The organism is Streptomyces sp. SLBN-8D4 (assembly GCF_049739545.1).
Lineage (GTDB): Bacteria > Actinomycetota > Actinomycetes > Streptomycetales > Streptomycetaceae > Streptomyces > Streptomyces canus_C.
Map to the genome: position 1 here is coordinate 9,149,970 of NZ_JBMGQC010000001.1, position 20,457 is coordinate 9,170,426.

Annotated in this window: 19 protein-coding genes and 2 pseudogenes; 14 read left to right on the forward strand and 7 right to left on the reverse strand. The window is 71.5% G+C overall.

Annotated elements, in window-relative coordinates; all coding sequences use genetic code 11:
- Positions 1-10: 10 nt before the first annotated feature.
- The gene (locus RKD20_RS41480; protein WP_424882225.1) at positions 11-1,189 is read left to right on the forward strand and encodes a 4-hydroxybenzoate 3-monooxygenase; all 1,179 of its coding nucleotides are present in this window, start codon (positions 11-13) and stop codon (positions 1,187-1,189) included.
- A 30-nt stretch (positions 1,190-1,219) separates the two neighbouring features.
- A complete protein-coding gene (locus tag RKD20_RS41485; protein ID WP_424882226.1) occupies positions 1,220-2,656 on the forward strand; it encodes an aldehyde dehydrogenase family protein in 1,437 nt (478 codons plus the stop codon).
- Positions 2,657-2,659: 3 nt separating this feature from the next.
- On the opposite strand, the gene trxA is transcribed toward RKD20_RS41485, so the two are convergent.
- Positions 2,660-3,046, reverse strand: a complete 387-nt coding sequence (gene trxA, locus RKD20_RS41490; RefSeq protein WP_424882227.1) for a thioredoxin — start codon at positions 3,044-3,046, stop codon at positions 2,660-2,662.
- Positions 3,047-3,190: 144 nt separating this feature from the next.
- On the opposite strand from trxA, the gene RKD20_RS41495 reads away from it, so the two are divergent.
- Positions 3,191-4,630, forward strand: a complete 1,440-nt coding sequence (locus RKD20_RS41495; protein ID WP_424882228.1) for a dihydrolipoyl dehydrogenase family protein — start codon at positions 3,191-3,193, stop codon at positions 4,628-4,630.
- A 173-nt stretch (positions 4,631-4,803) separates the two neighbouring features.
- On the opposite strand, the gene RKD20_RS41500 is transcribed toward RKD20_RS41495, so the two are convergent.
- A complete protein-coding gene (locus tag RKD20_RS41500; RefSeq protein WP_424882229.1) occupies positions 4,804-5,451 on the reverse strand; it encodes a peptide deformylase in 648 nt (215 codons plus the stop codon).
- Between the two features lie 118 nt (positions 5,452-5,569).
- On the opposite strand from RKD20_RS41500, the gene RKD20_RS41505 reads away from it, so the two are divergent.
- On the forward strand, positions 5,570-6,967 hold the full coding sequence (locus RKD20_RS41505; protein ID WP_424882230.1) for a PepSY-associated TM helix domain-containing protein: 1,398 nt from the start codon (positions 5,570-5,572) through the stop codon (positions 6,965-6,967).
- Between the two features lie 18 nt (positions 6,968-6,985).
- On the opposite strand, the gene RKD20_RS41510 is transcribed toward RKD20_RS41505, so the two are convergent.
- Together RKD20_RS41510 and RKD20_RS41515 are read right to left on the reverse strand one after the other, a co-directional pair.
- Positions 6,986-7,444: a MarR family winged helix-turn-helix transcriptional regulator gene (locus RKD20_RS41510; RefSeq protein WP_424882231.1), complete on the reverse strand. Its 459-nt coding sequence runs from the start codon at positions 7,442-7,444 to the stop codon at positions 6,986-6,988.
- On the reverse strand, positions 7,444-7,923 hold the full coding sequence (locus tag RKD20_RS41515; protein ID WP_424882232.1) for a MarR family winged helix-turn-helix transcriptional regulator: 480 nt from the start codon (positions 7,921-7,923) through the stop codon (positions 7,444-7,446). The genes RKD20_RS41510 and RKD20_RS41515 overlap by 1 nt, the downstream gene beginning before the upstream one ends.
- Positions 7,924-8,059: 136 nt before the next feature.
- Between RKD20_RS41515 and RKD20_RS41520 the strand changes: the two genes are divergently transcribed.
- A complete protein-coding gene (locus RKD20_RS41520) occupies positions 8,060-9,025 on the forward strand; it encodes a pirin family protein (protein WP_424882233.1) in 966 nt (321 codons plus the stop codon).
- 167 nt (positions 9,026-9,192) lie between these two features.
- On the opposite strand, the pseudogene RKD20_RS41525 reads toward RKD20_RS41520, so the two are convergent.
- Positions 9,193-9,459: pseudogene (locus RKD20_RS41525) on the reverse strand (helix-turn-helix domain-containing protein); the annotation flags it as partial.
- 24 nt (positions 9,460-9,483) lie between these two features.
- Complete coding sequence (locus RKD20_RS41530; RefSeq protein WP_424882234.1) at positions 9,484-9,987, reverse strand: MarR family winged helix-turn-helix transcriptional regulator; 504 nt, start codon at positions 9,985-9,987, stop codon at positions 9,484-9,486.
- Positions 9,988-10,133: 146 nt separating this feature from the next.
- On the opposite strand from RKD20_RS41530, the gene RKD20_RS41535 reads away from it, so the two are divergent.
- On the forward strand, positions 10,134-10,583 hold the full coding sequence (locus RKD20_RS41535) for a DUF6069 family protein (protein ID WP_424882235.1): 450 nt from the start codon (positions 10,134-10,136) through the stop codon (positions 10,581-10,583).
- Positions 10,584-10,905: 322 nt separating this feature from the next.
- Positions 10,906-12,174, forward strand: a complete 1,269-nt coding sequence (locus RKD20_RS41540; protein WP_424882236.1) for an MFS transporter — start codon at positions 10,906-10,908, stop codon at positions 12,172-12,174.
- Between the two features lie 122 nt (positions 12,175-12,296).
- On the opposite strand, the gene RKD20_RS41545 is transcribed toward RKD20_RS41540, so the two are convergent.
- Positions 12,297-13,214 (reverse strand): LysR family transcriptional regulator, encoded by a 918-nt coding sequence (locus RKD20_RS41545; protein WP_424882237.1) that lies wholly within the window; start codon positions 13,212-13,214, stop codon positions 12,297-12,299.
- Positions 13,215-13,333: 119 nt separating this feature from the next.
- Between RKD20_RS41545 and RKD20_RS41550 the strand changes: the two are divergent.
- From RKD20_RS41550 to RKD20_RS41580, 7 genes and pseudogenes are all read left to right on the forward strand, one after another.
- Positions 13,334-14,316: pseudogene (locus tag RKD20_RS41550) on the forward strand (fumarylacetoacetate hydrolase family protein).
- A complete protein-coding gene (locus RKD20_RS41555) occupies positions 14,313-15,275 on the forward strand; it encodes a cyclase family protein (RefSeq protein WP_424882238.1) in 963 nt (320 codons plus the stop codon). Before RKD20_RS41550 ends, RKD20_RS41555 begins: the two are co-directional and overlap by 4 nt.
- 175 nt (positions 15,276-15,450) lie before the next feature.
- The gene (locus tag RKD20_RS41560; RefSeq protein WP_424882239.1) at positions 15,451-16,626 is read left to right on the forward strand and encodes an FAD-dependent oxidoreductase; all 1,176 of its coding nucleotides are present in this window, start codon (positions 15,451-15,453) and stop codon (positions 16,624-16,626) included.
- Positions 16,623-17,633, forward strand: coding sequence for an amidohydrolase family protein (locus RKD20_RS41565; RefSeq protein WP_424882240.1), 1,011 nt, complete (start codon positions 16,623-16,625; stop codon positions 17,631-17,633). Before RKD20_RS41560 ends, RKD20_RS41565 begins: the two co-directional genes overlap by 4 nt.
- A gap of 12 nt (positions 17,634-17,645) precedes the next feature.
- A complete protein-coding gene (locus RKD20_RS41570; protein WP_424882241.1) occupies positions 17,646-18,584 on the forward strand; it encodes a VOC family protein in 939 nt (312 codons plus the stop codon).
- Positions 18,585-18,699: 115 nt separating this feature from the next.
- The gene (locus tag RKD20_RS41575; protein ID WP_424882242.1) at positions 18,700-19,671 is read left to right on the forward strand and encodes a fumarylacetoacetate hydrolase family protein; all 972 of its coding nucleotides are present in this window, start codon (positions 18,700-18,702) and stop codon (positions 19,669-19,671) included.
- The gene (locus tag RKD20_RS41580) at positions 19,668-20,417 is read left to right on the forward strand and encodes an SDR family NAD(P)-dependent oxidoreductase (RefSeq protein WP_424882243.1); all 750 of its coding nucleotides are present in this window, start codon (positions 19,668-19,670) and stop codon (positions 20,415-20,417) included. The genes RKD20_RS41575 and RKD20_RS41580 overlap by 4 nt, the downstream gene beginning before the upstream one ends.
- Positions 20,418-20,457 lie beyond the last annotated feature (40 nt).

Below are 20,457 nucleotides of genomic sequence, written 5' to 3' on the forward strand. Positions count from 1 at the left end.
GAGGCCTGCCATGCGCACCACGGTCGGGATCATCGGCGGCGGCCCCGCCGGACTGCTCCTCGCCCGCCTGCTGCACCTGGCCGGCATCGACTGCGTGGTCCTGGAGAGCAGGACGCGGGAGTACGTCGAGCACCGCCAGCGCGCCGGGATGCTGGAGCAGGGCACGGTCGACGCCCTGCGCGCGGCCGGTGCCGCCGGGCGTCTGGACGCCGAGGGGCTCGTCCACCAGGGCATCGAACTGCGGTTCGCCGGGGAGCGGCACCACCTCGACTTCCCCGTCCTCACGGGCGGTCGTACCGTCACCATCTACGCCCAGACCGAGATCGTGAAGGACCTGGTCGCGCTCCAGCTGGCCGAGGGGCCGCCGCTGTTGTTCGAGGCCAAGGCCCTGGCGGTCGAGAAGCCGGAGAGCGACGCCCCCGTGGCGCGGTTCCTGCACGAGGGCCGCGAACAGACGCTGACCTGCGACTGGATCGCGGGCTGCGACGGCTTCCACGGCATCTCGCGCGGGGCCTTCCCGGCGGGGGCCGGCCGGACGTACACGCACGACTACCCGTACTCCTGGCTCGGGATCCTCGCCGATGTCGCCCCGTCCTGCGAGGAGTTGATCTACGCCCGCGGGGAGCGCGGCTTCGCCCTGCACAGCATGCGCTCGCCCGCCGTGTCCCGGCTCTACCTCCAGGTCCCCAACGGCACCGACCCGGACGACTGGTCCGACGAGCGGATCTGGGACGAGCTCGCCGCCCGCTTCGCGATCGACGCCGACTGGACCCTCGCGAGGGGGCCGATCACCGCGAAGTCCGTGACGCCCATGCGCAGTCACGTCCACGAACCGATGCGGCACGGCCGTCTCCTGCTCGCCGGTGACGCCGCGCACATAGTGCCGCCGACCGGGGCGAAGGGGCTCAACCTCGCCGTGTCGGACGTGTCCCTGCTCGCCCGGGCCCTGACCGATGTGCACCGCACAGGGTCGACACAACTGATCGACAGATATTCGGAGTTGTGTCTTTCTCGTGTGTGGCAGGCCACGCGGTTCTCGTACGAGATGACTAGGATGTTGCATGCTCAACCAAATGGGGATGCGTTCGAGAGCCGGATGCAGCTCGCGCGGCTGCGCCGTATCACCGCATCCCGCCATGCGGCCGCCGAACTGGCCGCGAACTACACGGGACTACCGCTCGCCGTGTGAGTCCCACCGGTGATCGAACGGAGAGCCGTCATGTCGTTGCTCGACCCCAAGAGCTGGCAGCCCCACCCCCTTTCGGGACCTGAGTACGCGGTCACCGAACCCGCGACCGGCGACACGCTCGCCACCGTCACCCTCGCTTCGGGCGAGGACGTGGAGCGCTCCGCCGAGGCAGCCCGCGCCGCTCAGGCCGAGTGGGCCCGGCTTCCGCACTTCGTGCGCGCCGGGGTGCTGCGCAAGGCCGGTGACCTGTTCGCCGCGCACGCCGACGAGCTGCGCGGATGGCTCGTCCGCGAGTCCGGGTCGATTCCCGGCAAGGCCGACTTCGAGCTGCACGTGGCCGCCCAGGAGTGCTACGAGGCCGCCGCCCTCGCCTCCCGGCCCGCCGGCCAGGTCCTGCCCAGCGAGGCGCCCCGGCTGTCCTACACGCGCCGGGTCCCGGTCGGCGTGGTGGGCGTGATCGCGCCCTTCAACGCTCCGCTGATCCTCTCGATCCGCTCCGTCGCCCCGGCCCTCGCCCTCGGCAACGCCGTGATCCTCAAGCCCGACCCGCGCACCGCGGTCTGCGGCGGTCTCTCGCTCGCCGCGGTCTTCGCCGAGGCCGGGCTGCCGGAGGGTCTGTTCCATGTCCTGCCCGGCGGCCCGGACGTCGGCCAGGCCCTGGTCGCCGACCCGCACGTCCCCGTCATCTCCTTCACCGGTTCGACCGCGGCGGGCCGTGCGGTGGGGGAGGCGGCCGGACGCCACCTCAAGCGCGCCCATCTGGAACTGGGCGGCAACTCCGCGCTGATCGTCCTGGAGGACGCCGACATCGAGGCCGTGATCTCCACGGCGGCCTGGGGATCCTTCTTCCACCAGGGCCAGATCTGCATGACGACCGGCCGCCACCTGGTCCACGCGTCGCTGTACGAGGAGTACATCGAGCGGCTGGCGGCCAAGGCCGACTCGCTGGCCGTCGGCGACCCGAACCTGGAGCAGGTCCACCTCGGCCCGATCATCGACGAGAACCAGCTCGCCAAGGTGCGCGGCCTGGTCGACGCCAGCACCGCCCAGGGCGCCAAGCTGGCCGCCGGCGGTACGCACGAGAAGCTCTTCTACCGTCCGACGGTCCTCGCGGGCCTCGACGACAGCACGCCCGCCTACGCGGAGGAGGTCTTCGGCCCCGTCGCTCCCGTACGGTCCTTCAGCACGGTCGACGAGGCGGCAGCGCTGGCCGCCGCGGGGCCCTACGGCCTCTCGCTCGGCATCGTCACCGGGGACGCGGCCCGCGGGCTGGACCTCGCGGAGCGGATCCCGACCGGCATCGTGCACATCAACGACCAGACCGTGAACGACGAGGCGGTCGCGCCCTTCGGCGGTATCGCCGCGTCCGGCACCGGCGCCCGGTTCGGCGGCGAGGCCAATGTGGAGGCCTTCACCGACGTGCGCTGGACGACGGTGCGCGCGGACGTGGCGACGTACCCGTTCTGAGAACTACTGGTCGTTCTGCTCGGCCTGGGCCTGCTGCTCGGCGACGGACTTGCGGACCTCGTCCATGTCGAGCTTGCGGGCCTGCCCGATGACGTCCGTCAGGGCGGACTCGGGCAGCGCGCCCGGCTGGGCGAACACCGCGACCTGGTCGCGGACGATCATCAGCGTCGGAATCGACTGGATACCGAAGGCCGCGGCCAGCTCCGGCTGCGCCTCGGTGTCCACCTTGCCGAACACCAGGTCGGGGTTGGCCTCGGCGGCCTTCTCGTATACCGGCGCGAACTGGCGGCAAGGACCGCACCAGGCCGCCCAGAAGTCGATCAGGAGGAACTCGTTGTCCGTGACCATCTGGTCGAAGTTCTCCTTGGTGAGCTCCACGGTGCTGCTCATGACGTGATCCCTCTTCCTGGTCTCGGAGCGAAGCCGTCGGCACAACACGGCTTGTCGGCCGGGTATTCCACAGCTGTCACCTCGCGGTATCCGGCGCGCGTACCCCTGGTGGCCCGAGCGCACACCACCCACCAGACTGGGCCCATGACGGAAACGGAAAACATCGCCCACAGCACCTACGACGTCGTGGTGCTCGGTGCCGGGCCCGTGGGGGAGAACGTGGCCGACCGCACCCGCGCGGCCGGCCTCTCCACCGCGGTCGTGGAGAGCGAGCTGATCGGCGGAGAGTGTTCCTACTGGGCCTGTATGCCCAGCAAGGCCCTGCTGCGGCCGGTGATCGCACAGGCGGACGCGCGCCGCCTGCCCGGCCTGAGCGCCTCGGTGCAGGGCCCCCTCGACGCGGCCGCGGTCCTCGCCCGCCGGGACTACTGGGCCTCGGACTGGAAGGACGACGGCCAGGTCGGCTGGCTGGAGGGCATCGGGGCCGAGATCCACCGCGGCCACGGCCGTCTCAGCGGGGAGCGCACGGTCACGGTCACCGCCCCCGACGGCACACAGAAGGTGCTGACCGCCCGGCACGCCGTGGCCGTCTGCACCGGCACCCGGGCCGTGCTGCCCGACCTGCCGGGCCTCGACGAGGTCAAGCCCTGGACCAGCCGCGAGGCCACCAGCGCCAAGGCGGCACCCGGACGCCTGGTCGTGGTCGGCGGGGGAGTGGTCGCCACCGAGATGGCCACGGCCTGGCAGGCCCTCGGATCGCAGGTGACGCTCCTGGTCCGCGGGAAGGGCCTGCTCAACCGCATGGAGCCGTTCGCGGGCGAGCTCGTCGCCGAGGCGCTCACCGAGGCGGGCGTCAGCGTCCGCACCGGCACCTCGGTCGAGTCGGTCACCCGGGAGAACGGCACGGTCGTGGTCGTCACCGGCACCGGCGACCGCATCGAGGCCGACGAGATCCTCTTCGCCACCGGACGCGCCCCGCACACCGACGACATAGGTCTCGACACCATCGGCCGGAAGCCCGGCAGCTGGCTGGAGGTCGACGACAGCCTCCGTGTGACCGGCAGCGACTGGCTCTACGCGGTCGGCGACGTCAACCACCGCGCGCTCCTCACCCACCAGGGCAAGTACCAGGCCCGCATCGCCGGCGCCGCCATCTCCGCCCGCGCCTCGGGAGCCCCGGTCCAGACGGACCCGTGGGGCGCCCACGCCGCGACCGCCGACCACGACGCCGTGCCCCAGGTCGTCTTCACCGACCCGGAGGCCGCCTCAGTGGGCCTCTCCCTGGCGGAGGCCGAGCAGGCGGGCCACCGGGTCCGCGCGGTCGACTACGACCTCGCCTCGGTGTCGGGCGCCGGCCTCTACGGCGACGGCTACCGCGGCCGCGCCCGCATGGTCGTCGACCTGGAACGCGAGATCCTCCTCGGCGTCACCTTCGTCGGACCCGGCGTCGGCGAACTGATCCACTCCGCGACGATCGCGGTCGCGGGCCAGGTCCCGATCAGCAGGCTGTGGCACGCGGTCCCGGCGTACCCGACGATCAGCGAGGTGTGGCTCCGGTTGCTGGAGGCGTACCGGGACAACTGACGGACGGCGCTCGGGGTGCTCGGCCGGGGCGGCGCCGGCGGAATCGGTGACCCTCCCCGGCCGGGGCATCGTCGGTCCGCGCTCGGCGCGGGTCAGCGGGAGCGGGGAAGGGTGCGGCGGGCTTCCGCACCGTCGCCGACCCGCGGATCCCGGCAGGCCCGCGCCGTCGTCCGTCAGCCCGGCAGCTCGAAGCCGAGGGACGCGGCCGCCAGCCCCGGCGTCGGCTGCGTCCAGCGCTCGGCCACCGTCTGGTTGGAGGACAGCGAGCGCAGCTCGGCGCGGTCGAGATAGAGCACGCCGTCGAGGTGGTCCGTCTCGTGCTGGACGATCCGCGCGGGCCAGCCGCCGAACACCTCGTCCACCGCGCGGCCGTTCTCGTCCTCGCACGTCAGCCGGACCTCGGCCGGCCGCGCCACCACGGCCTGCCACCCCGGCACACTCAGACATCCCTCGAAGAACGCCACCCGCTCGGTGCCGACCGGCTCGTACGACGGATTGACCAGGACGCGGAACGGCTGCGGCACCCGCCCCCGCGCCAGCCGCACTTCCTCCGGTACGGGCGCCGGGTCCTCGACGACCGCGATGCGCAGCGGCACCCCCACCTGCGGGGCGGCCAGTCCCACACCCGGCGCCGCGTGCATGGTCAGACGCAGCGCCTCGACGAAACGGGACAGCAGCGCGGGGTCCAGCTGGCCGTCGTAACGCTCGGTCCCGCCTCGCAGGACCGGCTCGCCGGCCGCCATGATCGGCAGCGGACCGTCCGCGGCCAGGAGTTCCTCGACCAGCTCGGCAAGGGGCGCGCGATGACTCGGAGTTGACATCGCGCCAGGATGCCACGGAGTGCCCTGTGATGCAGGTCACGAGGGGGCCCGGGAACTCGGCGCCCCCTCCCTCCGACTACTGGACCGCCCCCGTCCCCAGCCCTCGGAGAAGCCGCCGATGTCCATCGCCCCCTCGACCACCAAGGACGAGGTCCCGCAGCCGGCCGCCCCGGCGCCGGCCCCCAGCAGATGGGCCCCGCTGCGCCCGCTCGTGCTGCGTCTGCACTTCTACGCCGGTGTCTTCGTGGCGCCCTTTCTCCTCGTCGCCGCCGTCACCGGGTTCCTGTACGCGGGCGCCTTCCAGGCCGAGAAGATCGCCTACCGGGACGAGATGACCGTCGCCGCCGTCGGCGACAGCAAGCTGCCCGTCTCCGAGCAGGTGGACGCCGCCCGCAAGGCGCACCCCGAGGGCACGGTCTCGGCGATACGCCCCTCGCCCGCGGCCGACGCGACGACCCGGGTGCTGCTGTCCGGGGTGAAGGGAGTCGACCCGAACCACACCCTCGCCGTGTTCGTCGACCCGTACACCGGGAAGGTCCGCGGAGCGCTGGAGCAGTACGGCTCGACCGGCGCGCTGCCGCTGCGGACCTGGATCGACGAGTTCCACCGCGACCTGCACCTCGGTGAGAACGGCCGCCTCTACAGCGAGTTCGCCGCCAGCTGGCTGTGGGTGACCGCGGGCGGCGGCATCGTGCTGTGGTTCTCCCGCCGCCGCGCCCTGCGCAAGGTCCGCGGCACCAGCGGGCGCCGTCGCACCCTGGGCCTGCACGGCAGCGTCGGCGTCTGGGCGGCCGCCGGGTTCTTCTTCCTGTCGGCCACCGGACTGACCTGGTCGACGTACGCCGGCGCCAACATCGACGAACTGCGCACCTCGCTCGGCCAGTCCACGCCCTCGGTCTCCGCGGCCGCGGGCGGCGACCACTCGGGCCACGGCGCGTCCGCCTCGGCCGGGGACGCCGAGCACGGCGTCGGCCTCGACAAGGTGCTGGCCGCGGCCCGCGCCGAAGGCCTCGGCGACCCCGTCGAGATCGTGCCGCCCGCCGACGCGTCGTCGGCCTATGTCGTACGGCAGGTGCAGCGCAGCTGGCCCGAGAAGCAGGACTCGGTCGCCGTCGACCCGAGCAGCGGCGAGGTCACCGACACCGTGCGGTTCGCGGACTACCCGCTGCTCGCGAAGCTGACCCGCTGGGGCATCGACCTGCACACCGGTGTCCTGTTCGGGCTGGTCAACCAGGTCGTCCTGATGGTCCTCGCGCTGTCGCTGGTCCTGCTGATCGTGTGGGGCTACCGCATGTGGTGGCAGCGCGGCCGGGGCTCCGCCTTCGGCCGGCCGATCCCGCGCGGCGCCTGGCAGCAGGTCCCGCCGCAGATCCTGGTGCCCGGCGTGGTGGTCGTCGCAGTCCTCGGCTACTTCGTGCCACTGCTCGGCATTCCGCTGGCCGGCTTCGTCGTCGCCGACGTGATCCTCGGCGAGATCGCGCACCGGCGGGGCAAGAAGGGCGTGGCGGCGACCTGAGACTTACGTGCTGTCCCGCTACTTGGTCAGGGCGGCGAGCTCCGCGTCGGCCCGCTCGGTGATGAGGCTCAGTACGCGTCCGGCGACCGCGAGGTCCTCGGCCGGGATGCCGGCGTAGACCCGGGCGCTGATGGGGGCGGTCTCGGCGGAGGTCGTCTCGAACAGCGCCCGGCCGGCGTCCGTGATCCGCAGCTGGGACGGCCCCTGGGACGGTCCCTGGGGAGCCACCAGTCCCTTGGCGACCAGTTCGTCGACCACGGAGTGCGCCTGAGCCGGGTCGATCTTGAGCGCGCCGACGACGTGCTCGACGATGCGGTCACGCTCGACCGGTCCCTCCGCCACGGCGGCCAGGCGCAGGGTGACGGACTGCTGGAAGGTCACGCCGTGGCGGGCCAGGGCGTTCTCGAGGAGTGCGCGGGCGGCGTAGTGGGCCAGGGCTATGACGCGGGGGGTGAGGACGGGAGTGGTGGTGGTCATTACTGCTCCTTGGGGTTCTCGTTCGTCGGGTCGAGAGGTGCGTCGAGCAGGGTCGTCAGCTCACGCTTGAACTCCCGCGTGCGTGCGCTGTCCAGGCCGCCGAGGGGTGCCAGCAGTTGCTCCAGGAGCCCCTGGACGACCTCGATGGCCTGCCGGGTCCGCTCGCGGCCCTCCTCGGTGAGCGCCAGTTGCACCGCGCGCGGGTCGCGTGGGTCGCGAGCGCGCTCCAGGAGCCCGGCGCTCTCCAGGGCGCGCGCCAGCTTGGAGACGTAGAGCGGTTCGAGGCCGGTCCGGTCGGCGAGACGCCGCTGGCTGGGGCGTTCGCCACCGTGCTGCATGCCGTACAGCGAGGCCACCAGCGAGTACTGGGCGTGCGTCAGGCCGAGCGGCGCCACCGCGCGATCGACCGCGACCCGCCATTTCATCGACAGTCGCCAGACCAGAAAACCGGGCGTCGCGCCCTCGGCTGCCGTACTCATGCTCGATACAGTACATGGCTACTATGTCCATTGCTACTATTTTCAGCGGCGTCCGCGGACCGGCCGGCGACCACCCGTCACGGAGCCCGGGGGGACGGCCTGACGGGAAACGCCTCACGGGGCTAGGTTGGGCGTCATGAGCAATCTTGATCGCCAGGCGGTTCCCGCCCTGTGCGGCGGCCGCGGCTTCGTGGTGGCGGAACCCGTGCGCGAACTCCTCAGCCCCCGCCGCGTGAAGCTGGGCGAGGCCGGCGAGGTGCGCCGGCTGCTGCCCAACCTGGGCCGCCGTATGGTCGGCGCCTGGTGCTTCGTCGATCACTACGGCCCCGACGACATCGCCGACGAGCCGGGCATGCAGGTGCCCCCGCACCCGCACATGGGCCTGCAGACGGTGAGCTGGCTGCACCAGGGCGAGGTCCTGCACCGCGACTCCACCGGCAGCCTCCAGACCATCCGCCCCCGTGAACTGGGCCTGATGACCTCCGGCCGCGCGATCAGCCACTCCGAGGAGAGCCCGAAGCCGCACGCCCGGTTCCTGCACGGCGCCCAGCTCTGGGTCGCCCTCCCGGACGGGCACCGCCACACCGACCCGCACTTCGAGCACCACACCGGGCTGCCGCAGATCACGGCCCCGGGTCTGACGGCCACGCTCATCCTGGGCGAACTCGACGGCGCACGCTCACCCGGAACGGCGTACACCCCCATCGTCGGCGCCGACCTGAGCCTCGCCCGCGGCACGGACGTACGCCTGCCGCTGGAACCTGACTTCGAGTACGCCGTCCTGTCCATGTCCGGCGAGGCCCACGTGGACGGGGTGCCCGTGCTGCCCGGCTCGATGCTCTACCTCGGCTGCGGCCGCACCGAACTCCCGCTGCGTGCCGAGTCGGACGCGGGCCTGATGCTCCTGGGCGGTGAGCCGTTCGAGGAGGAACTGATCATGTTCTGGAACTGGATCGGGCGGTCGCAGGAGGAGATCGAACAGGCGCGTCAGGACTGGATGACGGGGTCCCGCTTCGGTGAGGTGAAGGGGTACGACGGAGCTCCGCTGCCGGCTCCGGAACTGCCGCCGCTGCCGTTGAAGCCGCGGGGGAGGGTGCGCTGACCTGCTGAAACGCGTCAGCGTTGGTGGCCGCAGGGCGGAAGGCGGTCGGGGAATGCTCACGGTCTTCCACTCGCTTGCCGGAAGGCGTCCAAACGGCTGGCTGGCTCAGGCCGGTACGGGTGGCGATTCCACGGTGTGGGCGGCTGCGGCAGGACTCTTGCTGACCTGATGCCGACCCGGTGGTTGGTCGAGTACCGGTAATTCTCCGGCTGCTCGGCGGCGCTGTGATCGACCGTGGGGACCAGGTTGCCGTCCACGACCGGCACGGTGTCCTTGCGGAACCGCTTGCGTCACTGGACGGCGAGCGCAGGTCCGAGGTGGTCGATGATGCGGTCGGCTGCGGACTCGGACACCCCGAACAGCGGCGCCGGCCGGTGCAGGGTCAGGTCAGTCCGCCAGTACGCGGCGACCAGCAGCACGCGGCCATCGAGCGGTGTGAACGGGGCAGGTTCTCGGCGTCAGCGGCGATGCCACGGCAAGGCCGCCGGGTAGGCGTCCTCCTCGCCGGCCTGCTTGAGGGAGGCGACCACGGTGACGGTGATGGTGGCGAGTTGCTCCACCTGTTCGGGGCTGAGGGCGTCGAACACCACGCGGCGTACGGCGGCAACATGGCCGGGGGCGGCCTTGGCCATCAACTCCATGCCGGCATCGGTGAGTTCGGCCAGCTGTCCGCGTCCGTCGGCCGGATCCTCCCGGCGCCGCACGTAGCCCGACTCCTCCAGGCGGATCACCGCGCGCGTGAGGCGGCTGCGGGTGAACTTCAACTCCTCGGCGAGCGAGGACATTCCCAGGGCGCGGTCCGGTGCCACGGACAGGCGGGCCAGCAGGCTGTAGTCCGCGTGCGTCATGGCCGCGTCGCGCCGCAACTGCTGATCGAGGTAGTCGTTCAGCAGTGTCGAGCAGTCGAGGAAGTTGATCCAGGCTCGCAGCTCTTCGGGAGTGAGCCACCGGGGGGATGTCATGGCGGCCACTCTAACCGAGATGTTTGCCTGATCAAACGCTTCGGGGTAGCGTCCCGCATGTTTGAGGAATCAAACGCCTGCCTTTCCGGCCGCCTGCCTTTCCGGCGCCGCACCTGTCGTTCTTGAGCTCTCCGCAGGAGGTCCCCATGTCCGGTTCCGTCCCCGAAGCCGCCCCGTCCGCCCCGTCCGCCCCGCGCTCCCGCGGCCTGACCGTGGTCGCGGGGCTTCTCGCAGCGGCTGTCGTGGCCGTCCTCGGAAACGTGGTGGTCGCGTTGCTCGCCCGCGCGGCGGGGGCGTCGGGCGATTTCGCTCCGCTGCACCTCTCCGCGTACGGGCCGCTGACGGTGTTCGGCGTCGTCCTCGGCGCCATAGGCTGGGCGGTCGTCCGTCGTGTCGCCAAGAACCCGGCGGGGCTGCTGCGGTGGCTGGTGCCCGTGCTCGTGGTCGTGTCGTTCGGGCCCGACCTGTCCCTGCTCGGTGGCGGTACGCCCGGCAGTGGGCCGCTGGCCGTCGCCGCGCTGATGGTGATGCATGTGGTGGTCGCGGTCGTCGCCGTCGCCGCCTGTCGGCGCGTCCTGCCGCTGCCTGTCCGCTGACGCTGCCAGGCGTGCGCGACGTGCCGGCGGTGTCCTGGAGGCCGGGACGACCGGGCTCCGGGACACCGCTGTTCGCGCGCAGCGACGGTCGTGCACGTCTTCCGTCCGCGTGACGGTTGCCCATCCCATCCACGGTGTGGATGACCCGGATACGGGATTCGGATCGCGCAGGGGATGGCACCGGCGCATTGGCGCCCCCATAGTCGTCGCTACCGCACACCGCTGTCCGGATGCCGTCGGCGTGCGAGCTTCCCCAGCATGCCGTGCGCCGTCGGCGCCCGTGAGGCATGCCCACTCCCTTACACCGCCCCCTGGAGTCGCCATGCCCGGTTCCGTGCCCCCGCCGCCTCACGCGGCGGTCGATGCCACCACTCAGCCAGCCGTCGCCGTCTCGGGCCCGGCCCATCTGCTGCGGGTGACCCTTCTGATGGCGGGCAGCTGTCTGCCGATCCTGGGGGCGGTGCTGATCGCCCCGGTACTGCCGAAGATGCAGGACCACTTCGCGTCGGTCCCGGGGGCCAAGGCGCTGGTGCCCCTCGCGCTGACCGTCCCGGCGCTGGCGCTGGCGCTGCTGGCCCCGTTCGCCGGGGTGATCGTGGATCGGGTGGGCCGCAAGCGCCTGCTGGTCGTGGCGACCGTCCTGTACGCGCTGTTCGGCACGGCACCGCTGTGGCTGGACTCTCTGGGCGGCATCATCGCCAGCCGCGCCCTGGTCGGAGTCGCCGAGGCCGCGATCATGACCTGCTGCACGACTCTGATCGGCGACTACTACAGCGGTCGCCGGCGGGTGAAGTACCTCGCCCTGCAGACCATGTGCGCCTCCGCGTCGGCCACCGTCTTCTTCGTGCTCGGCGGCGCCGCCGGATCGGCGGGCTGGCGCGTGCCCTTCTGGGTCTACGCCGTGAGCCTGGCGCTCGCCCCGCTGATGGCGACCGCCCTGCCCAACCCGGCGGCCCGTGCGGACGGCGAGGAGACTCCGGCCGAGACGGAGGCCCGCCGCTCGTTCCCCTGGCGGCAGTTGGGCGGCATCTGTGCCCTCACCTTCTTCGGGGCGATGGTCTTTTACACCGTCCCGGTGGAGATGTCGTACCTGCTCGACGACCTCGGGGTGGAGAACACCGGCGTGATCGGACTGGCCACCGCGATCGCCAGTGCCGCGACCGTGGGCGGAGCGGTCACCTTCGCCCGGCTGGGGCGTTCTCCCGGCCCGATGCTGCCCGCCGTCTTCGCGGTCTGCGCGGTCGGCTTCGGGGTGATGTTCCTCGCGGGCAGTGCCCCGCTGCTGGTCATCGGGGCGGTCGTCAACTGTGTGGGCACCGGCATGCTGCTGCCCGCCCTTCTCACCAGTGCCATGTCCCGCCTGGCGTTCGAGGACCGCGGTCGTGGGACGGGGTTGTGGACGGCGGCCTTCTTCGGCGGTGAGTTCATCTGCCCGCTGGTGCTGCTCGCCGGGGAGTCCGCGGTCGGCAGTCTCGCCGGTGCGGTGGGCGTGCTGGGGCTGGCCGCCGCCCTCGTCGCGGCGGGGCTGTGGGCGGCCCGCCGCCGGGTGGGCGCCGTCGATCCCCGGCCGTTGCCGGAGCAGTTGGCCTGAGGGTGTGCGGGAAGACCACCGAGAGCGCGTCGATCACGGGCTGCCGCCGGGCCCGGTCAGAGCCGGGTCGGCGGCAACCCCGCGTTCTGGTCGACGGGCACGGCCTTCCCTGGGGCCTTGCCCTAGCTGTAGCCGTTGCCCGCCAGCGTCGCGCCCACTTCCGCGGCCTTCTGCCGCAGCCAGATGTGGCCCGCGTCCTGAGCGTGCACCGGGTGCCACCACATCGCCTCCCGCACCGGTACCGCCTCGAAGGGGCAGGGCAGGACGCGCACCGCGGCCGATCGGACCGCCTTGCGCGCCAGGCGCTCCTGGATCATCGCGATCCGGCGGGTGCCCTCGACCATGAGGGGCAGCAGTTGGAAGGTCTGCACGGACACCTCCACCTGGGGACTGATCCCTATCATGCTGAGCTGGCGGGCGGCCGGGGCGTCGTAGGGACGCTGGTAGACGGCCCAGGGCAGACGCCCCAGCTGGTCCAGGGAGAGTTCGTCACCGATCTCGGGGTGATCGTCGGCGACCAGGAACAGCCAGCGGTCCTGGTGGAGGTCGACGGTGGGCAAGCCGTCGATGACGCCGTGCGGCATCAGCAGTCCGTCGACGGTGCTCAGCACCGCGGCGGTGTTCTCCACGACGGACGGTGCCGGGTGCTGGAAGGTGAGCCGGATGCCGGGCGCTTCCTCGTGCAGGGCGCGGGCGAGTGCGGCACCGAACACGGCCGCCCCGTAGTCGGAGGCGAGCAGGGTGAACTCACGTGACTCCGCCGCCGGGTCGAAGTCGGCCTGGCTGGAGAAGACCCGCTCCAGCAGGTCGCACGCGGTGGCGCTGCGGTCGCGCAGGGCGGCGCCGAGCGGAGTCAGCTCGTAGGCGTTGCCGGTGCGGGCGAGCAATTCGTCGTCGAAATGGCGGCGCAGCCGGGACAGTGCGGCGCTCATGGCCGGCTGGCTGAGACCGATGCGCTCACCGGCCCGGGTGACATTGCGCTCCTCCAGCAGCGCGCGAAGGGCGAGGACCAGATTGAGGTCGAGTCGGGACAGGTTCACCGGCAACCACCTAGCGACGAGAGTCATCCATGACGTGGATTCGACACATCCACAGGATTAATTTCCGTGATTGGCCGATCGGGGTCAGAGTAGACCCCAACCCCGCAGGAGGAAATCTGATGGCAATGCTCGCGCAATCAGCCGGCCCGTTCGCGCTCGGCACGTTCTCCGCTCGGGACGGGGAGTCGTTTCCCGGCCTCCTGGCCAATGACCGGGTACTCGATCTGCGCAGCGCCCTGGACTGGGCGCCGTCGGATCTGCGCGCGGTCCTGGAGCGGTGGGAGGAGACCCTCCCCGTCCTGCGCACCCTGGCGGACGACGACTCCCTCGGCCGGCTGCCACTGGAGGGCCTGCGCGTGCACGCCCCCATCGAGCCGCGGCAGATCTTCCAGTCCGGAGCCAACTACCGGCAGCACGTGATCGATCTGGAGGTCGCCCACCGTTCCCCCGACGACCCCCGCACCGTCGAGGAGGCGCGCACGGAGATCGCCGCGGTCATGGACCGCCGGGCCGCCGAGGACCTGCCCTACGTGTTCATCGGCCTGCCCAGCGCGATCACGGGCCCCTACGACGACGTGGTCCTGCCCGCCTGGGCCGAAAAGCCGGACTGGGAGCTGGAGTTGGCGGCCGTCGTCGCCAAGCCCGCCTACCGGGTGACGGTCGAGGAGGCCCTGGAGTACGTCGCCGGGTACACCATCGCCAACGACCTCACCGACCGTGCCACCGTGTTCCGCCGGGACATGAAGGCCATCGCACCGACTGGCTGCGCTGCAAGAACGCTCCCGGTTTCACGCCGCTCGGCCCGTGGCTCGTACCCGCGGAGTCGATCGCGGACACCGGTGACCTGCGGGTCACGCTCAAGCTGAACGGCGAGACCATGCAGGACGAGTCCACCAAGGACATGCTCTTCGGAGTCGCCCGGTTGGTGTCGTACGCCTCGCAGACGGCTCAACTCCTGCCCGGTGACCTGGTGTTGACCGGCAGCCCGGCCGGCAACGGCATCCACTGGGGACGCCTGCTGCGCGACGGCGACGTCATGGAGGGTTCCATCACCGGTCTGGGCGTGCAGCGCACCCGCTGTGTCGCTGAGGGAACGGCATGAGCCTGGACCGCCGCGACCCCGAGGGCGCGATAGCCGAGGCCGCCAAGGCGTACTCCAACTGGGGGCGTTGGGGTGAGGACGACGTGCTCGGCACACTGAACTTCCTCGACGAGGCCAAGCGGCGCGAGGGCGCGGCGCTCGTGCGCCGCGGCGTGAGCTTCTCGCTGTCGCAGCGGTTCGACATGAACGGCCCGCAGAAGGGCTGGCGCCGGCGGACCAACCCGGTGCACACCATGCTCGACACGGGGACCGACGCGGCGCTGGGCAACCAGGGTTTCCCGCACGGCATCGGCGGCGCGGACGACGTGATCGCGATGCCGCTGCAGTGCTCCACCCAGTGGGACGGGCTCGGGCACATCTTCGACCACGGCAAGGCGTGGAACGGACGGGCGGCCGAGCAGGTGGTCACCTCCGACGGCGACCTCGTCACCGGCATCGAGCACATGGCGCCGCACGTCGCCGGGCGTGGGGTGCTGCTGGACGTAGGGCAAGTCATCGGTGTCGACGGCGAGTTGGCCGACGGGTTCGCGATCACCGAGGAACATCTGACCGTGACCGCCGAAGCCCACGGCGTGACCGTCGGCCCCGGCGACATCGTCCTCGTCCGTACCGGACATCTCGCCCGCGCCCGCCGCGACGGCTGGGGCGACTACGCGGGCGGCCCCGCGCCCGGCCTGTCGTTCACCGCCGCCGGTTGGCTGCACGGCACCGAGATCGCCGCCATCGCCACCGACACCTGGGGTTTCGAGGTCCGCCCCAACGAGTTCGACAACGCCTTCCAGCCGCTGCACCAGGTCGTCATCCCCAACATGGGCCTGCTGATCGGCGAGATGTGGGACCTCGACGCACTCGCCGCCGACTGCGCCGACGACGGCGTGTACGAGTTCTGGCTCACCGCCGCTCCCCTCCCCATCACCGGAGCCGTCGGCTCCCCGGTCAACCCGATCGCCGTCAAGTAACCCGCACTACTGCCGGATGCGCCGTTCCCCGGACAGCAGCGGCGCATCCGGCCCCCGCCGCACCACCCGCTTCGCCGGGTGACCCGTCCCCACCTCTGGCCCGCACTCGCAGCGGGCGAGCCGCAGCCCCCGCCGCCCGAAGTCGCGCGGCCCAAACCCGGGAGGAATCCCCGACATGGCTGACAGCCGCACTCTCTCCCGGCCTCCGGCCGGGGGCACACCCACCGTCCTGGTCATCGGCGGGGGCGCCTCAGGCAACGCCGTCACCATCCTGCTGCGCCGCGCCGGCATCGCCGTCGACCTGGTCGAGGCCAAGCCGGACTGGAACGCCACCACCGGCTCCGGCATCACCCTCCAGGGCAACGCCCTGCGGGTCCTGCGCGAACTGGGCGTGTGGGAACAGGTGAAAGCCTCCGGATACGCCTTCGGCTCGCTGGGCGTGACCACCCCCGACGGCACCGTCCTGTTCGTCGCCGAAGACATCCGGACCGGCGGCGAGGACCTGCCCGCCACCCTCGGAATGCAGCGCCCCCAGCTGCAGCAGATCCTCATTGACACGGTCCGTGCCTCCGGCGCCGGCGTTCGCCTCGGCACCACCGCCGAAGCGCTGGAGCAGGACGCCGACGGCGTGTCGGTGCGCTTCAGCGACGGCAGCGAGGGCCGCTACGACCTGGTGATCGGCGCCGACGGAGTCAACTCCGCCACCCGCGCCGCGATCGGCATCACGGACAAACCCGAGCCGACCGGCATGGCCATCTGGCGCATCGCCGCCCCGCGGCCCGAGAGCGTGACGCGCACCGACCTCGCCTACGGCGGCCCCGCCTACATCGCCGGCTACTGCCCCACCAGCGAGAACACCATCTACGCCTACGTCGTCGAAGGGTGCCGCGACCGCGCCTCCATCGACCCGGCCACCTACGCCGAGGAGATGCGCCGCCTGGCGCGGAGCTACGGCGGGGTCTGGCCGGAGATCACCGAGCACATCACCGACCCGAAGAAGGTCAACTACACCTGGTTCGACCGTCTGCTGGTCGAGGACTCCTGGCACCGGGGCCGGGTCGTGCTCATCGGCGACGCCGCCCACTGCTGCCCGCCCACCATGGCCCAGGGCGCGGCCATGTCCCTGGAGGACGCCCTCGTCCTCGCCGAGCTGCTCAGCGAGGCCTTGGCCGACGGCCGGGACTGGGACGACGAGCTGCTCCAGGCCTACCACGACCGCCGCATCCCCCGGGTGCGCACCGTCGTCGAGGCATCCATGCAGATCGGCCAGTGGCAGCTGGACGGTGTACGCGACGCCGACATGGCCGGGCTGGTCGGCCGCACCATGAACCTCCTCAAGGAGCGCCCGTGACCATCACCGCATCCTCCGCGCCGACCATCGACGTCCACGCCCACCTCCTGCTCCCGGAGGTCGAGGAGGCCGTCGCCGGTCATCCCGGTCTCGCCGAGGCCCGCGCCCTCGACGCGCGCCGCAACGGCCCGGCGGCCCTGGCAGTGAACGGTCCGATGGTCGGCGCGCGCGTGCCGAAGCTGACGGACGCCGCGGTGCGCCTGACGGCCATGGACGCGCAGGGCGTGGACATTCAGCTGGTCAGCCCCTCGCCGTCCCACTACCACTACTGGGCCGAGCCCCAACTGGCTGAGAAGGTCTGCCGACTGGCCAACGAAGGCACCGCCGCACACTGTGCGAAGGCTCCCGACCGCCTGCACGGCCTGGGCCTGGTCCCGCTCCAGCATCCCGACCTCGCGGTCGGCCTGCTCGACCACGCCATGGACCAGGGGCTGAAGGGCGTGGAGATCTCCTCGCACGCGCCCGGCCACGAACTGTCGGACCCGGCGTACGGAGTCTTCTGGTCCCGTGCGGAGGAGACCGGCGCCCTGGTCTTCCTGCACCCGTTCGGCTGCACCCTCGACGAGCGCCTGGACCATTGGTACCTGTCCAACACCGTCGGCCAGCCCACCGAGAACGCGGTCGCCCTCTCCCACCTGATCTTCTCCGGCGTCCTGGACCGTCATCCGGGCCTGAAGCTGATCGCGGCGCACGGCGGCGGCTACCTGCCCACCCACATCGGCCGCTCCGACCACGCCTGGCGGGCCCGCCCCGACGCCCGGGGCTGTGAGCGGGAACCAAGCAGCTATCTGAAGCAGCTGTACTTCGACTCCCTCGTCCACGACCCCCAGGTGCTGCGGGAGCTGCTGCGAGTGGTCGGCCCGGAACGGGTCCTGCTCGGCTCCGACTTCCCCTTCGACATGGGCACCGACGACCCGCTCGGCGCGCTGCGCGCAGCGGACCTGCCCGACACCGACTTCCACTCCGTCCGCGGCACAAACGCCGCCGCTCTGCTCAACCTCGTCTGAGGAGGACCCCCCATGAACAACCGCCTGCTCACCCACCTCCGCCACGTCGACCTCGCCGTGCCGGACTACGACAAGCAACTCGACTTCTACGCCGGCGTCTGGGGCCTGACCAAGGTCGCCGAGGACTCCGGCATCTCCTTCCTCGCCGCCGAGGGCAGCCCGGAGCAGTACGTCGTACGGCTGCGCAAGGCCGAGGAGAAGCGCCTCGACCTCGTGTCCTACGGCGCCGCGAGCCCGGCCGACGTGGACACGCTCGCCGAGCAACTCCTCGCCGGGGGCGTCCAGCTGATCCACCAGCCGGGCAAGGTGGAAACACCCGGCGGCGGTTATGGCTTCCGCTTCTTCGACGTCGACGGGCGCACCATCGAGGTCTCGGCCGACGTCGAGGTGCGGCAGCACCGCAAGATCGAGGAGAAGGAGTCCATCCCGGTCAAGCTGTCGCACGTCGTCCTCAACTCGCCGGATCTGGACAGGACCAAGGCGTGGTACGAGGAGCACCTCGGCTTCCGGCTGTCCGACACGCTCGGCCATCCTCACATCGGCGACGTCATGCACTTCATGCGGATCAGCAACCAGCACCACTCCATGGCCATCGCCAAGGGCCCGCACACCTCGCTGCACCACATCTCCTTCGAGATGCGCGGAATCGACGAGTACATGCGCGGCTCCGGCCGTGTCATCCGTTCCGGCGCCCGCAAGATCTGGGGGCCGGGCCGGCACATGGCGGGCGACAACACCTTCACCTACTTCCTCGACCCGCACGGCAACACGGTTGAGTACACGACGGAGTTGGAGCTGCTGGACGAGGACACCTGGCACCCGCACGTCTACGACTTCTCGAAGCCCGAGGTCACCGACCAGTGGGGCACCGCCAACCCCATGAACGAACTGGTGACCAAGGAGTCCTTCAACGACGTCGACCGCGGCGTCTTCGTCGCTCCGCCGGTCTGATCGGCGGAGCCTTCAGTCCCCGGGGGTGCGGTTGCCCTGTCAACTGCCCTGACTCCCATGCCGTGCCCCCGGCCTTGGTGCCACCCCTCACGCCGACAGCCGACAGGAAACTCCCATGCGTTTCGCCGCGTACGAGTACCGCAACCGACGCCACGTGGCCGTCGTCTCAGAGGACGGCACGCTCCACCCCCTGCCCGGCGTCAGCTCACTGACCGGCCTGCTCGCCGAGGGCGGCGGCCTGCCCGAACTGCTCGACGCGGGCTCCGCGACCCTCGACGTCCCGGCCGGCCCCCACATCTCCGACGTACGACTGCTGGCGCCGCTCCAGCCGCCCACCGTGCGGGACTTCGTCACCTTCGAGGAACACGTCGAGGGCGTACGGCGGTCCGTGGACGGGGCTGCCGGGGTACCGGAGCGGTGGTACGCGGCCCCGACGTTCTACTTCGGCAACCCCTACGCGATGTACGGGCCGCACGACGACATCCCCATGCCGCCGGGGTCGAGCGTGCTCGACTTCGAGCTGGAGGTCGCCGCCGTGATCGGAAAGGAGGGCCGCGACCTCACGCCCGAGCAGGCCCGCGAGCACATCGTCGGCTACACCGTCTTCAACGACTGGTCGGCACGGGACCTGCAGTCCGCCGAGATGAAGGTCGGCCTCGGCCCCTGCAAGGGCAAGGACACCGCCACCACGCTGGGTCCTTACCTGGTCACCGCCGACGAGCTGGAGAAGTACCGCGATGCGGACGGCTTCCTGGGCCTGGCGCTCACCGCCGAGATCAACGGCGACGTCGTGGGCAAGGATCTGCTGTCCAACATGAGCTGGACCTTCGAGGAGATGGCCGCCTACGCCTCCCGCGGCACCGTCGTCCGCCCCGGCGACGTCCTCGGTTCCGGGACCTGCGGAAACGGCGGCTGCCTCGCCGAGCTGTGGGGTGTACGGGGTGAGCAGTCCCCGCCTCCCCTGAAGCCCGGCGACACGGTCACCCTCACCGTCGAGGGCATCGGCTCCGTCTCCAACACCGTGGTGGCCGGCCCGGACCCCAAGACCGTCCCCGTCGCCCGACACCGCACGAGGCAACGGCCGTGACCGATCTCCATCCCAAAAGGCTCCTCGGCCGGGTCGTCGTGGTCACGGGCGCGGCCGGTGGCCAGGGCGCCGCGGAGGCCGAGGCGCTGACCCGCGAGGGCGCCCGGGTGATCGCCACCGACGTCTCGGAGTCATCCGGCTGCCGCCGTCTCGACGTCACGAACGAGAAGGACTGGGCGGAACTCGCCGCCGACCTGCGTGAGGCGTACGGGCAGGTACACGGCCTGGTCAACAACGCGGGCGTCACCTGGCGGGCCCGGATCGACGAGGTACGCCCCGAGGACATGGCCCGGGTCCACGCGGTCAACGTCACCGGCCCGCTGCTGGGCATCCAGCACCTTGCCCGGCTGATGCCACCCGGCTCCTCGATCGTGAACGTCGGCTCGTCCGCGGCGCTCACCGGCCACTACCCGGTCGCCTACACGGCCGGCAAGTGGGCGCTGCGCGGCCTGTCGCGGACCGCCGCCATGGAACTGGGACCCGTCGGCATCCGCGTGAACATCGTCCACCCCGGCTTCATCGAAACGGACGTGACCGCCTCCGCGGCGCCCGGCTTCCGAGAGGCGAACGTCCGCGAGACACCGCTCGGCCGCACCGGAACCGTCGACGAGATCACCCCGCTCGTCGTCTTCCTTCTCTCCGACGAGGCGTCCTTCATCACGGGGGCCGAGATACCGGTCGACGGCGGACTCACCGCGCACGGCGGCGCCAAGTCGATCTCTGACGCCCTGCGCGCGGACGCCTGAACCGGCGACCACGCAGGACAGCCACGACAGAAAGGCCCTC

Coding starts and splice junctions, on each gene's coding strand:
- RKD20_RS41535 (WP_424882235.1), top strand. CDS start 10,134: ATGTCCGGTTCCGTCCCCGAAGCCGCCCCGTCCGCCCCGTCCGCCCCG.
- RKD20_RS41520 (WP_424882233.1), top strand. CDS start 8,060: ATGAGCAATCTTGATCGCCAGGCGGTTCCCGCCCTGTGCGGCGGCCGC.
- RKD20_RS41560 (WP_424882239.1), top strand. CDS start 15,451: ATGGCTGACAGCCGCACTCTCTCCCGGCCTCCGGCCGGGGGCACACCC.
- RKD20_RS41575 (WP_424882242.1), top strand. CDS start 18,700: ATGCGTTTCGCCGCGTACGAGTACCGCAACCGACGCCACGTGGCCGTC.
- RKD20_RS41505 (WP_424882230.1), top strand. CDS start 5,570: ATGTCCATCGCCCCCTCGACCACCAAGGACGAGGTCCCGCAGCCGGCC.
- RKD20_RS41530 (WP_424882234.1), bottom strand. CDS start 9,987: ATGACATCCCCCCGGTGGCTCACTCCCGAAGAGCTGCGAGCCTGGATC.
- RKD20_RS41495 (WP_424882228.1), top strand. CDS start 3,191: ATGACGGAAACGGAAAACATCGCCCACAGCACCTACGACGTCGTGGTG.
- RKD20_RS41480 (WP_424882225.1), top strand. CDS start 11: ATGCGCACCACGGTCGGGATCATCGGCGGCGGCCCCGCCGGACTGCTC.
- trxA (WP_424882227.1), bottom strand. CDS start 3,046: ATGAGCAGCACCGTGGAGCTCACCAAGGAGAACTTCGACCAGATGGTC.
- RKD20_RS41555 (WP_424882238.1), top strand. CDS start 14,313: ATGAGCCTGGACCGCCGCGACCCCGAGGGCGCGATAGCCGAGGCCGCC.
- RKD20_RS41570 (WP_424882241.1), top strand. CDS start 17,646: ATGAACAACCGCCTGCTCACCCACCTCCGCCACGTCGACCTCGCCGTG.
- RKD20_RS41510 (WP_424882231.1), bottom strand. CDS start 7,444: ATGACCACCACCACTCCCGTCCTCACCCCCCGCGTCATAGCCCTGGCC.
- RKD20_RS41515 (WP_424882232.1), bottom strand. CDS start 7,923: ATGAGTACGGCAGCCGAGGGCGCGACGCCCGGTTTTCTGGTCTGGCGA.
- RKD20_RS41500 (WP_424882229.1), bottom strand. CDS start 5,451: ATGTCAACTCCGAGTCATCGCGCGCCCCTTGCCGAGCTGGTCGAGGAA.
- RKD20_RS41540 (WP_424882236.1), top strand. CDS start 10,906: ATGCCCGGTTCCGTGCCCCCGCCGCCTCACGCGGCGGTCGATGCCACC.
- RKD20_RS41485 (WP_424882226.1), top strand. CDS start 1,220: ATGTCGTTGCTCGACCCCAAGAGCTGGCAGCCCCACCCCCTTTCGGGA.